Genomic DNA, 12,659 nt, shown 5'->3' with positions numbered 1-12,659 from the left:
GACGCGGATGGGATGAGAAGTTTATTGCCAAAGGGTAGTACAGCACAGCAAGAAAACATACTGAATCAAACGGCTTTAGTGAGCGAGCGCAAAAGCCGGCGTTGCCGCCGGCTCGACAGCGTCAGAGCAGGAACAACGTGGCCAGACCGAGGAAGATAAAGAAGCCGCCGGTATCGGTTAATGCCGTGATCAGTACGCTGGAACCGACAGCGGGATCTCGGCCCATTTTTAGCATGGTCATTGGGATCACCACCCCCATCAGCGCCGCCACCAATAGGTTGAGGATCATGGCTAACGTCATGACGCCACCCATAGCCCAGTCGCCATAGAGCAGCCAGGTGACTATCCCCATAATGCCGCCCCATACGACGCCGTTAATGATGGCGACGCCAAGCTCCCTGAGCATCAGGCGAGAAATATTGCCAACTTCGATCTGGTGTAGCGCAAGTGCGCGGACAATCATGGTAATGGTTTGGTTACCGGTATTGCCGCCGATACCCGCAACGATGGGCATCAACGCCGCCAATGCCACCAACTGCGAAATGGTGTGTTCAAACAGGCCGATGACACGTGACGCGATAAACGCGGTGCACAGATTGATTGCCAACCAAGCCCAGCGAGTTTTCACCGCTTTGCTGACAGGGGCAAATACATCTTCTTCCGGGCTCAACCCCCCCATACGGCGAAGGTTGCTGTCGCTTTCTTCATTGACGACGTCGACGATCTCTTCAATCGTCAGGCGGCCCATCAGTTTGCCCTTGGCATCGACAACCGGGGCACTGATCAGGTCATAACGTTCAAACGCGCTGGCTGCAGCCTCCGCTTTGTCTTCCGGCAGAAAACGGGTGGGATCGTTGTCCATGACTGCGTGTACCGGCGTTTCAGGATCGTTGAGCAGCACCGCGGTCAGCGGCAGTTCACCGAGCAGCGTATTTTTACGGTCCGTGACAAAGAGTTTATCGGTAGCGTCCGGGATGGTTTTGCGCAGCCGCAAGAAACGATGCACGGCCCCGAGGGTAACGTCAGGGCGCACAGTGACCAGTTCAAAATCCATCATCCAGCCGACGGTGTCTTTGCCGTAGTGGATCATCTCGCGCACCTGCGCACGCTGATCCGGCTCCAGCGAGGTCAGCAGGCGGCCCATCAGGTTACGCGGCAGATATTGAGCCAGATAAGCCTGTTCGTCGACATCCAGCGTTTTGATCGCCTTGAGCAGGTCTTTATCGCTCATCTCTTCGATCAGGCTGTCCCACACCGGTTCGGCCACTTCCACCAGTGTTTGGCCGCGTTTGGCATTGCCAACCAAACGCCACAGCGCCAGGCGTTCGTCCTGCGGTAACGCTTCCAGTAAGTCGGCCAGGTCAGCGGCATGCATGTCGTCCAGCAGCCCGGTAATTTCGGCGGTCTGGTTTAGCAGTTCACTTTTACTGAGGGCGTTTTCATCCCCTGGTCTGCCGAGAATACCGTCTATCAGGTCTTTGTTGTTTAACAACAGGGAAAGAATGCGCTGACGATGCTCAGCGACTTTTTTAACATTATGCGTTGCGGCGGACATGGTATTCCTTACTGGCACTCAGTGATCCTTACGGGCGATCTCTACACAAGATAGAGCATAGTGAATGCAGGCGTCATTTTTATGAAATGGGCACAGATGCCAAGGAATAAGTAAGGGGCCTGGCATGCCGAAATGCGGTCCGACGGCAGGCTGCTTAACTATTCGATTGCTCTGCAGGAGGTGTTGGGTCTGTCGGTTCAGGGGGGAGTGTCCTGGTTTTCTCCCTCTACCTCGGTGGTCTCTTGATAGGGGGCGAGCTTTTTTTCCTGATGATGGGGCACCGCAACGACGGCGGCATACAGCAGACGGCCGACTAAAATGATAAAGCTGATAAACAGCACTATTTTCGTCATTTGTCCGGTAGTTTTTTTACGCATATATCACCCGGCATGCCGGTTTCCTGTGTTATACCCGCTGCCTTTCAAACGGTAGCCACTGTAGCGGCTGTGTGGAGCCAACGGCTCATATGAGCGTAATAGGCCGTGCTTTTACCGTACTGAGAGCGAGTAATGAAAGCCGATAAAGTGTAAATGGGATTCTAGCGATTGGTGACAAATATTGTCTATTTATTTCCGGCGACCCAAACAGAGTATTTGACCGGTGTTTAGCTTGGGTTTGAGTTTATCTGTGGGATCAGCATGTTAAGAGATGACAAAAAATGGCTGACATATTTTTACCCAACTTTTCCTCCTTGGTTGATCGGCGTCAAGCCTGAGACGGCCCTCGTGCATAAAATTCCCCCCCGTTCCCCTGTCGCATATGGTACTTTCAGTTTGCCTCATGAATGGATAGAGGTATGAAAAGGAACCTGCCTTACCACCTGAACGCGTGAATGGAATTGCGCTCTGAAGGACTCATTATTTTTATGGTTGAACCGACATTTTGGAAACATTTGCGTGAGCGCTGGTGGGGATACCCCCTGATCTGGAGCTTGTTGTTGATCCCGTTCGCCGGTTGGCTCTCCCCCCGCATCATGTTACCCGAGAGCAAGGTTTATCTGCTCTACCTGCCGCTGGCAGCCTGTATTGCGTTGTTGATGGTTTATGACTGGCGGGCGTTGCCGGGAATTGCTCTTGCCATTTTACTGCGTTACGGCTGCCGACTTGGCCTGGAAAGCGGCGTGCTGCTCACGGCGTTATACCTGTTATGTCTAAGCCTATGTTGGCTGGGGTATCGCAACCAAACCCAGCGTCGCTGGTGTGCGGCCCCCGGCGTGCCCAGGTTGGTCAAGGCAAGGCTTGTCTGGCTGATCGTGTTGCCGGCGCTGCTGTTTATTCTCGGATTGAAGCTGTTGGTGGGGTTAAAACAATTGCCTGACGAGCTGGGAATGATGCCGGGTGATAATGGCTATCTGCTCGCGTTGGTTAATTTCCAGGCGTTGTTATTAGGGTGCCTTTCCGCGGTGCCACTGTTCTACTTTATGTTGCGCCTGCTGAAAAAGCCCGGGTTCATGTTAAGACTTTGGCGGCGCGTTGGCCGTGAAATGGCTCCAGACGTCGATAAAAAAGAGCTGGCGCTGTGGTTTTTGATCCTGTGCGCAATGGTCATATTGCTGTCTTATCATGCAAAAGATGCCAATCCTCTGTTGTTGGGGGGCTACGGTCTGATATTACTGCTGCCGGTGATGCTGTATGGCGCAATGCGTTTTGGCTACCAATTCAATTGCATCATTTGGTCGTCCACGCTTTTGGTGTTGCTTTCCCATCATCCCGACTATGCCCAGCACGAAAACCTGTTGCATAACCTTGCCGTTATTTCTTCGATGATGGTGGTGTTTACCTTATGCATTTTCTTGATGTCTGCGCTCAATACTCGCCAACGGTTGAGTCATGCCAGGGCGCAAAACGCCGCGCTGCAGGACCCGGTGATTGGATTGCCCAATCTGCGCGCCCTTAAACGGGATCTGGCCCAATCACCGCCTTCGACGTTGTGCTTTCTGCGCGTGAGTGAGTTGGACTTGTTAAGCCGTAATTACGGCATGCAGTTGCGCATTCGTTTTAAGCAGCAGTTGGCCGCGCTTTTACACCAAATCTTGGCGCCGGGCGAGGGGGTTTACCATTTGCCGGGCTATGACCTGTTGTTGCGAGTGGACGGCAGTAACAGTGAAGAAAAGGTCGCTGAGATTTACCGCGGGTTGGAAAAATTCCGATTGGTTTGGAATGGGTTGCCAATCCATCCGCCGTTGGGACTCGGGTACTGCAGTGTGATTGCCGATTTTGAGCATCTGTATCTTCTGCTGGGGGAACTCAGCTCGTTGGCCGAAGTCTCGCTGACCAGTGGCAAGCCGGAGAGCGCACACAATGGTGGTCATTTGATACAGGACGAAATCAAACGCAAGGTGGCGTTGCTGCATGGGGTGCAGAGTTCGCTGGATAGTGATGGGTTTATCCTGATGGCGCAGCCGATCCTGGGTCTGCGCGGCGATAGGTACCACGAGATTCTGTTACGTATGCGTGATGATCAGGGGGCGATCATCTCACCGAACGACTTTTTACCGGTGGTGCATGAGTTCGGTCTGTCCTATCGGCTGGACATGTGGGTACTGCGCAATACGTTAAAATTTATGGACAAGCACCGTACCGAACTGCCCAGCGTACGCTTTGCGATCAATGTGTCCCCCTCTTCGCTGTGCAGGCCCATGCTGTGCCATGACGTGCAGAATTTGCTGAAGCAGTACCGGATTGAACCCTATCAACTGACACTGGAAGTGACTGAGTCGCATTTGCTGCAGGATACCGACTACGCCGGTACCAATTTACAGGTATTACGTGAAATGGGGTGCCGTATAGCGTTAGATGATTTTGGCACGGGCTATGCCAGCTACGATCGGCTCAAGATACTGCCGGTGGATATGCTGAAAATAGACGGGAGTTTTGTTCGCGATATGCTGACCAATCCGGTGGATTTCCAGGTAATCATGTCGATTTGCAAGGTCGCACGGATGAAGCGATTGGTCATTGTGGCGGAGTATGTTGAAAGCGCGGAACAGTGGGCGGCGCTCAAGGGCGCTGGCGTGGATTATATGCAGGGCTATTTTATCAGTGAACCTCAGCCGCTCACGGCACTGCTGCCGGCACAACCTTGATTATCGCCCCCAAGCGGGGGCGATAGCTTTAGGCTGAGCGCTGCTCGTCCTGAGAGCCTTCTTCTTCGCAAATCAGTTTCCAACCCACGACGTCGTTCCAGTAGGCCTGTTCACGTTCAAAGTCCAGTTGCACCAGACTGTTTTGCGCCAGGTAGCCCGCAGGGAAACGCAGTGTCCAGTGGTTGTCGTCAGTGCTCAGACGCAACGTTTCTGGGGTAGTGGTCGACTGACGTTGATTGTTGAGCAGGGTACTCAGACGCAACAGTTGGATCAGCGGCAGGTAATGTTTTTTCTTGAACAGGTTCAGGCGTGGCAGTTCTTCCAGCTTAATGCCTTTACGGTGGAAGCGGACCAATGCAGCCAGCAACAACTGCTGCTCTTGGTTAAAGCCAGGCAAGTTGGTGTTTTGCAGAATATAGGCCGAGTGGCGGTGCATCCCACTGTGATTGATGCTTAAGCCTACTTCATGCAGCATGGCGGCCCACTTCAACAGGGCTTCCAACTGCGGGTTCGCCAGCTTGGTGTTTTGCGCCATCCACTGTGCGTACAACAGTTCCGTGGTTTCCAGCACCCGCTTGGCTTGTTCACGGTCGATATTGTAGTGATCGGCCAGGCTCTTGGCGGTGCGGCTGCGAATATCTTGATGGCGGAAACGGCCTTCCATCTCGTACAGGACGCCTTCACGCAGAGCACCGTCGGAAAGACGCAGATCGCGGATTGCCAGCGCATCGAATACGCCACACAGGATAGCCAAACCTGGAACAAATACCGACTGACGGTCTTCTGACAGCCCCGGCAGGCTCAGTGCACTGAAGTTTTTAAACTGCAGCACCTGTTCCGCTAACATCTCCAGCCTTTCAAGCGTAATCAGACCGTCTTTTTCACCCATTTCCACCAGCACTTCGTGTGCCGCTTTGATGGTGCCGGACGCGCCTAGCGCATACTGCCAGCCCTGAATGCGGTATTGCCAGGCCAGGGTTTCCAGTTTCTGCGCTGCTGCGAGGCGTGCACGTTTAAAGTTGTTTTTGCTGATTTCCCCGCCAGGGAAAAACTGCTGGGCGAAACTGACGCAACCCATGCGGCGGCTTTCTGCCAGCAGGGGCTCAAAGTCTTCGCCGATCACCAGCTCGGTGGAACCGCCGCCGATATCGATCACCAACTTGCGGCCTTTTTCCGGCTGGGTATGTTCCACGCCCATAAAGATCAGACGTGCTTCTTCCTGCCCGGCGATGATTTCAATGGGGTAAGGGATGACTTTGGCCGCGCGCTTGAGGAAGACCTCTGCGTTTACGGCCTGGCGTAATGTATGGGTACCGACGATCGTAACGTTATCCGCCGGGAAGCCCTGAAGCCGTTCGGCAAACAGCGCCAGACAGGCCAGGCCACGTTCTATTGCCTCTTCACTGAGCACATTGTTGCTGTCCAATCCATCGGCGAGGTGTACCCGCTGCTTTAAACGGCCTAATACCTGTAAGGCGCCGTTGACGACGCGGGCAATCACCATGTGGAAACTGTTCGACCCGAGATCGATGGCAGCGATTTCCTGCGGTTTGTTCGTTGCTGTGCTTTTTAGCGGCATAGTTGCTGGCCTACTGTCCTGGTTGTTCCAGAGCTTTTAAATACTCATAAATGGCAACCTGAGAACGGACTTTACGGCGATTGCCGCGCGGTACGTACTGGTTGCTCAGTTCTTTATCGAGGTAACGCGCCTTGACCGTGTCGCTGAACAGGATTTCAAGAATATCCAGAACCCGTTGTTTCAGCGTTGGATCCAGCAGCGAGACCGCGACTTCGATGCGGTAATCTATGTTACGGGTCATCCAGTCTGCGGAAGACAGATAAACCAGTTTGTCACCTTTGTTTTCGAAAACGTAAACCCGATCGTGTTCCAGATAACGGTCGACGATGCTGATTATCTGAATATTGTCACTGATCCCCGGCAGGTTGGGAATCAAAGAACACATCCCTCGCACCAACAGGCGGATTTTTACACCGGCGCCGGAGGCGGTATATAACCGATCTACCAACCCTTTATCCACCAGATTGTTGATTTTCAGCATAATGCCAGCCGGATGCCCCGCCTGAGCGTTGGCAATTTCCTGGTCGATCAACTCATACAGCTTCAAGCGCGAGTTCTGCGGCGACACCATCAGGTTGTCGAACGTGACCGGTCGATATGGGTTTTCGATAAAGTTGAACACGCGACGCACCTCATTGGTGATGCGTGAGTCGGCGGTCAGCAACGAATAGTCGGTATAAATACGCGCGGTTTTCTCGTTAAAGTTACCGGTCCCGATATGAGCATAGCGCACAATCTCATCGCCTTCACGGCGCGAGATCAGGAACAACTTGGCGTGGATTTTCAGCCCCGGCGCCGAGAAGATAACGTGCACGCCAGCTTCCGTGAGACGCTTAGCCCAGTGGATGTTGGCCTCTTCATCAAAGCGCGCCTGTAGCTCAACCACCACCGTGACTTTCTTGCCGTTGTGGGCTGCGTGGATCATCGACTCGATGATGCGGGAGTCTTTTGCTACGCGATAAATATTGATTTTGATCGCCAGCACGCTGGGGTCGAAGGACGCCTGGCGCAGCAGTTCCAGCACATGCTCAAAAGTGTGGTATGGGTAGTAAAGCAACACGTCTTGTTCGCGGATGGCGTCAAAGCCGTTGCGGAACTTATCGAACCAAATATGGCGCAGGCGAGGCAGCGGTTTGTTGACCAGGTTGGCCTTACCGACGTTAGGGAAGCCGATAAAATCTTTGAAATTGTGATAGCGGCCGCCGGCAATCACCGAATCGTAGTTGGAGATGCCAAGTTTACCGCGTAGCAGTTCCACCATTTCATTTGGCATATCACGCTGATAAACAAAACGCACCGGTTCGGCGGTTAGACGCTGCTTCAGGCTGGAAGACATCAGTTCCAGCAGGCTGGATTCCATTTCTGTGACCAGATCGTATTCCGCGTCACGGGTCATTTTCATGGAATAGGCATTGAGCGCATCGTAGTCGAAGAAGCCCTTAAAGATATCGTCGAGGCAATAACGCAGGATGTTATCCAACAGGATCATCGGTTTGCGGCGACGCGGAGCTTCCGGTGGCAGGTTGACGAAGCGCGGCACCTTGTCGGACGGGATCTCCAGCAGCGCGTAATCGATGCGCGTACCGCGGATGATCTCAACGGCCAAATAGGTGTAATCGTCTTTCAGGAACTGCACCAGATTGGTTTCGTGGTTGATCAGGATAGGCGTGATGTGTTGGCGCAGATGCTGTTTGAAGTATTGTCGCAGCCAAATCTGCTGGTTCTCTGACACCTGGCGTTCGTTGATCAGGAAGATTTGATTACGCGCCATTTCCAGCAGTAAATCGTTATAGAGGCTGTCGAACTCTTGATCGGTTTTTAATACCTTGGCCTGGATCTTTTTCAGCAAATGGCGAGAGGTGCCGCCAGAACCCTGTTCTTCGCTGATCAGAATGCGTCGTTTGAGATCGGCAAAACGGACTTTATAGAATTCATCAAGGTTATTGGAGTAAATGCCCAGAAAACGCATGCGCTCAATCAGGGGATTGCTCTTATCTGCGGCTTCCTGCAACACGCGTTCATTAAAGGATAACCAGCTTAATTCTTTTTCGATGTAGAGCTTTTCCTGACCCATTGCCACTCCAGTTCAATTTTAGAAAAGGATCCGGGACCTAGCCCGGATGCCGCTTCAGGTCGCGTCCCTAAAGCCCGAGCGCTGCGTGGTCGGGCTTGAACCTAGGTTCGCTATACCCAGCCCCCAGGCCTTGACTGCGGGCTTTGGGACTGCGACGGCGCCATGACCCATTGCGGGACACAGCCTACTATCTTGCATCATTATTGCGAGAGATTGACAGGAAAGTCCAACATATCCATTACGTTGGCGTGAGGCATTTTAATACGTAAAAATATTTACTGTGGCATCAGCGCGGAAGGGGCTGTTTGCGTAGCATAAAGTTGTGATTATTGTGCTTTATATTTATGTATGTGATCGGTATTGCCATCATTTTTCAGCAACATATGTGATGAATGATGAGTATTGCAGCGTAAAATTCGATGAGTGCTCTGGGTAACTTTGTCATGCAAACGTCATAAAACTGACATAAGATGCCCGGTTATTCTATGGCGCAAGCCTGCTTATATCAGCGATAGCGAGAGACATGGCACAGACTACGGTAAACCAACATCCCCGGGATCGCCTGCGAGCGCGCATCGACCGTAGCGTGCAGGCGGCGGTCACCGTCAGCGGGTTGCTGGTGCTGATGACGTTGATGCTGATCTTCGTTTACCTGCTGTTTGCGGTGCTCCCGTTGTTTAAACCGGCGGCGATGGGCCAGGCAAAGCCGTTGCCGTTCAGTGCAGCTGCACCGGCGTTGGCGCTGGGTATGGATGTGCAGCAGCGCATCGGTTATCGCATTGACGACCAGGGGGCGGGGCAGTTTTACCGCTTAGCGTCCCAAGAAGGTACTAAAGCGGGTGCGCCGTTGACGCAACAACCGTTGCTGAGCAAACCGGTGCTGTTGACCCAGGCGGCTGGCGAGCGTGATTTGTTTGCTTTGGCGCAGGCCGACGGTCGATTTATTGTCGCCAGCGCGGATTTTGCCGCTGCAGGTACGTCGTTACCGCAGTGGTTATTCCCGCTTGGACAACGGCCGTTAACGCTGGACAAACAGGGGCAGCCGTTGGCCTTGTTGACACTGTCCCAGGCGCGGCATGGGCAGTATTTGCTGGCTGGGATCACCGCCGATCGCCGTTTGGTGTTTGGCCGTTTTAGCCACGATCAACCCCCACAACTGAGTGAACACCCGCTTAATAGCGCGGTGCAGCAGTTGGTATTAACGCCGGACGGCCGTCAACTGTACCTGCTGGCAGGTAATCGGCTGGCCCGCTATCAAATAAACGATACCCAGTTACAGCTAAAAGAGAGCCGTATTCTCGGCGATCATCCCCCTTATCAACTGACGGCGTTGCCCGGCGGCAGTGCGTTATTGATTGAAGCGGCCAATGGCGTTATGCGTGAATGGTTTGATGTTGAAAAAGATCAGCGCTGGCAGTTGACGCCAGTTCAACATTTCGACCATCAGTCCGAACCACAGGATTTACTGGTGGCTGAACCGTATCGCCGGGTGTTTGCTACGCTGAGGCCCGACGGTGGCTTCTCGTTATTTTCCAGTATCCAACCACAGCCATTGCTGAATGGCAGACTCGCCGCTGGGGTACAGCAGATGGCATTCGCCCCACGCGGTGATGGCCTGCTGTTGGAAACGGCACAGGGCTGGCAACACTATGCGATCGATAACCCTTATCCCGATGTCACCTGGCGCTCACTGTGGCACAAGGTGTGGTACGAGAATTACCCCGAACCGGCTTACGTTTGGCAGTCAACCTCTGGCGAGGACAGCTACCAGGCCAAGTTCAGCCTGATTCCGGTCATTTTCGGTACATTCAAAGCCGCGGCCTACGCCATGCTGTTTGCCATTCCACTGGCGTTGGCCGGGGCAATTTATACGGCCTATTTCATGTCCGCCGGGTTGCGGCGGGTGATCAAACCGGCGATTGAGGTCATGGGCGCCTTACCGACGGTAGTGATCGGGCTGGTGGCCGGTATTTGGCTGGCCCCGGTGATCGAACACTATTTACTGGCGGTCTTGTCGTTGCCGCTGTTGCTGGCCGGGGTCGTTCTGGCGAGCGGGGCGCTGGTGAACCGCTTGGCATCGCGTCGTCTGCCGCCGGGGGTTGACCTGCTGATCCTATTACCGCTGATAGCCCTCACCGTTTGGTTGGCGTTCACCCTTGGGCCTTGGCTGGAGGTGAAACTGTTCGGCGAACCGCTGCATTTTTGGCTGGGTGATGATTATGACCAGCGTAATACGCTGGTGGTCGGCGTGGCGATGGGCTTTGCGCTGGTGCCGATTATCTTCTCTCTGGCTGAGGATGCCTTGTTCAGCGTGCCGGCAACCTTGAGCCAGGGATCGTTGGCCTTGGGGGCAACGCAATGGCAAACCGTGATGCGAGTGGTTTTACCTTCTGCCAGCGCCGGTATTTTCTCGGCGCTGATGATTGGCTTTGGCCGGGCGGTAGGCGAAACCATGATTGTGCTGATGGCGACCGGAAATACACCGGTTATCGACGGCAGCCTGTTCCAGGGCTTGCGCGCTTTGGCCGCCAATATCGCCATTGAGATGCCAGAGGCCGTTGCCGGTAGCAGCCATTATCGCGTACTGTTCCTGACTGCGCTGGTGCTCTTCATTTTCACCTTTGTCTTCAACACGCTGGCGGAAGCCATTCGTCTGCGTTTGCGTGAACGTTATACCTTGAACCAGGAGGCGCCATGAGACGTTGGGCGAAGAGCGGTTCACCGTGGATCTGGCTGACCGCCGGTTCGGTCGCCGTCAGTCTGTTAGCGTTGATCGGTATTCTGCTGCTGCTGGCTGGGCAGGGTATGCGTTATTTCTGGCCCAGCCCTGTCTACCAATTTGAACTCAACCAAAGCGCTGCCGGACCGGTGACGATGATCGGTGAGTTGTACCAGCAACAGAGCATTCCGCGCCGCCAATTGCAGGAGTCTGGCGTTGAATTACCGCCAGGAAATGCGCCGAGCTTTGAACGTTATCTGATCAAGGTAGGCAATCGCGAGAGTGAAGGGCAGGATTTCCGCACGCTGCTGGCTGGCGATATTCGTCGTCAAAGCACGCCGCGCGATTTACTGGTGCTGGAGCGCAACAGCAACGGCACAGCCTATGGCTATTTGGCCGGTATGCTACAGGACGGTCAACCCTTGACCGGGCGTAACCTCAGCCAAGCGCTGTTACAGCGTTTGCCGCAAATTGCTGCGCTTTCACGCCAGGCACATGATATTCAGTTCCGCGATATGGCGCGCATCAACCAACGGTTTGACGCGTTGCGCCTGCGCGAGAAAAGCTTGCAGCACGGCGAACAGTTGAGCGCGCGTGCTCAGGCTTCCATCAATGCTGAAAGACTGGAGTTACAACGCCAGTATCGCGTGCTGTCTGACCGGTTGGACGGATTGAACCGCGATCGCCACCGTGATGCGTTGTTGTTGCGTGATATGCACGGCCAGACTCACACCATTGCGCTTAGTCAGGTGCGTGATGCCTGGTATCCCAATGCGATGAACACCACGCAAAAGCTGGTGCATTGGGGTGAGCAGGTGAAGAAGTTCCTTAGCGATAGCCCGCGTGAAGCCAATACCGAAGGGGGCGTATTCCCGGCTATTTTTGGCACGGTGCTGATGGTGATTCTGATGTCGATTGTGGTGATGCCGTTTGGTGTGATCGCCGCCGTCTACTTGCACGAGTACGCGGGTAATAACGTGCTGACGCGTCTGATACGCATCGCGGTCGTTAATCTGGCCGGTGTGCCGTCGATCGTTTACGGCGTATTTGGCCTTGGTTTCTTTGTTTATATGATTGGCGGCAGCCTAGATCAGCTGTTCTTCCCGGAATCGCTGCCTAACCCAACCTTTGGTACGCCGGGCGTATTGTGGGCGGCGTTGACCTTGGCGTTGCTGACGTTGCCGGTGGTGATTGTTGCCACTGAAGAGGGGCTGTCGCGTATTCCAGCCTCACTGCGTCAGGGCTCGTTGGCGCTGGGAGCCAGCCGGGCGGAAACGCTGTGGCGCATTGTTTTGCCAATGGCTGCGCCAGCAATGATGACGGGGTTGATCCTGGCGGTGGCGCGCGCAGCCGGAGAGACGGCACCGCTGATGCTGGTTGGCGTAGTGAAATCCGTCCCTGTGCTACCGGTGGATGACATTTTCCCGTATCTGCACCTGGAGCGGAAGTTTATGCATCTGAGTTTCCAAATTTACGATATGGCTTTCCAGAGCCCAAGCGTGGAAGCGGCCCGTCCTTTGGTGTTTGCCACCGCCTTCCTGCTGGTGGTGATTGTGGTAGGGTTGAATTTGGCGGCGATGGGCATCCGACACTCGCTAAGGGAGCGGTACAGAGCATGGTCGCAGTAATAATGACGTTATTCTTGGG

General features: G+C 54.2%; 7 protein-coding genes. 3 read left to right on the top strand and 4 right to left on the bottom strand.

Annotated features, from left to right (window positions below; translation table 11 throughout):
• Positions 1 to 121 precede the first annotated feature (121 nt).
• The gene (gene mgtE / locus AC2FC2_RS20380) at positions 122 to 1,555 is read right to left on the bottom strand and encodes a magnesium transporter (RefSeq protein ID WP_209638226.1); all 1,434 of its coding nucleotides are present in this window, start codon (positions 1,553 to 1,555) and stop codon (positions 122 to 124) included.
• 197 nt (positions 1,556 to 1,752) lie between these two features.
• The gene (locus AC2FC2_RS20375; RefSeq protein ID WP_265555412.1) at positions 1,753 to 1,932 is read right to left on the bottom strand and encodes a YfgG family protein; all 180 of its coding nucleotides are present in this window, start codon (positions 1,930 to 1,932) and stop codon (positions 1,753 to 1,755) included.
• Positions 1,933 to 2,420: 488 nt separating this feature from the next.
• On the opposite strand from AC2FC2_RS20375, the gene AC2FC2_RS20370 reads away from it, so the two are divergent.
• Positions 2,421 to 4,640 carry an EAL domain-containing protein gene (locus tag AC2FC2_RS20370; RefSeq protein ID WP_490308248.1) on the top strand — a complete coding sequence of 740 codons (2,220 nt, stop codon included), beginning with the start codon at positions 2,421 to 2,423 and terminating at the stop codon, positions 4,638 to 4,640.
• 28 nt (positions 4,641 to 4,668) lie between these two features.
• Here AC2FC2_RS20370 and ppx read toward each other — a convergent pair whose 3' ends face one another.
• Together ppx and ppk1 are read right to left on the bottom strand one after the other, a co-directional pair.
• The gene (gene ppx / locus AC2FC2_RS20365) at positions 4,669 to 6,219 is read right to left on the bottom strand and encodes an exopolyphosphatase (protein ID WP_037424503.1); all 1,551 of its coding nucleotides are present in this window, start codon (positions 6,217 to 6,219) and stop codon (positions 4,669 to 4,671) included.
• A 10-nt stretch (positions 6,220 to 6,229) separates the two neighbouring features.
• Positions 6,230 to 8,293, bottom strand: coding sequence for a polyphosphate kinase 1 (ppk1, locus tag AC2FC2_RS20360; protein WP_037424501.1), 2,064 nt, complete (start codon positions 8,291 to 8,293; stop codon positions 6,230 to 6,232).
• Positions 8,294 to 8,816: 523 nt separating this feature from the next.
• Between ppk1 and AC2FC2_RS20355 the strand changes: the two genes are divergently transcribed.
• Together AC2FC2_RS20355 and pstA are read left to right on the top strand one after the other, a co-directional pair.
• A complete protein-coding gene (locus AC2FC2_RS20355; protein WP_490659793.1) occupies positions 8,817 to 10,991 on the top strand; it encodes an ABC transporter permease subunit in 2,175 nt (724 codons plus the stop codon).
• Complete coding sequence (pstA, locus tag AC2FC2_RS20350; protein WP_265555420.1) at positions 10,988 to 12,640, top strand: phosphate ABC transporter permease PstA; 1,653 nt, start codon at positions 10,988 to 10,990, stop codon at positions 12,638 to 12,640. The genes AC2FC2_RS20355 and pstA overlap by 4 nt, the downstream gene beginning before the upstream one ends.
• The last annotated feature ends 19 nt before the right edge of the window (positions 12,641 to 12,659 follow it).

The organism is Serratia sp. CoH_122_TC_1, assembly GCF_058191755.1.
This window is presented reverse-complemented; position numbering and strand designations above follow the sequence as displayed.

Coding starts and splice junctions, on each gene's coding strand:
- AC2FC2_RS20355 (WP_490659793.1), top strand. CDS start 8,817: ATGGCACAGACTACGGTAAACCAACATCCCCGGGATCGCCTGCGAGCG.
- mgtE (WP_209638226.1), bottom strand. CDS start 1,555: ATGTCCGCCGCAACGCATAATGTTAAAAAAGTCGCTGAGCATCGTCAG.
- AC2FC2_RS20375 (WP_265555412.1), bottom strand. CDS start 1,932: ATGCGTAAAAAAACTACCGGACAAATGACGAAAATAGTGCTGTTTATC.
- ppx (WP_037424503.1), bottom strand. CDS start 6,219: ATGCCGCTAAAAAGCACAGCAACGAACAAACCGCAGGAAATCGCTGCC.
- ppk1 (WP_037424501.1), bottom strand. CDS start 8,293: ATGGGTCAGGAAAAGCTCTACATCGAAAAAGAATTAAGCTGGTTATCC.
- pstA (WP_265555420.1), top strand. CDS start 10,988: ATGAGACGTTGGGCGAAGAGCGGTTCACCGTGGATCTGGCTGACCGCC.
- AC2FC2_RS20370 (WP_490308248.1), top strand. CDS start 2,421: ATGGTTGAACCGACATTTTGGAAACATTTGCGTGAGCGCTGGTGGGGA.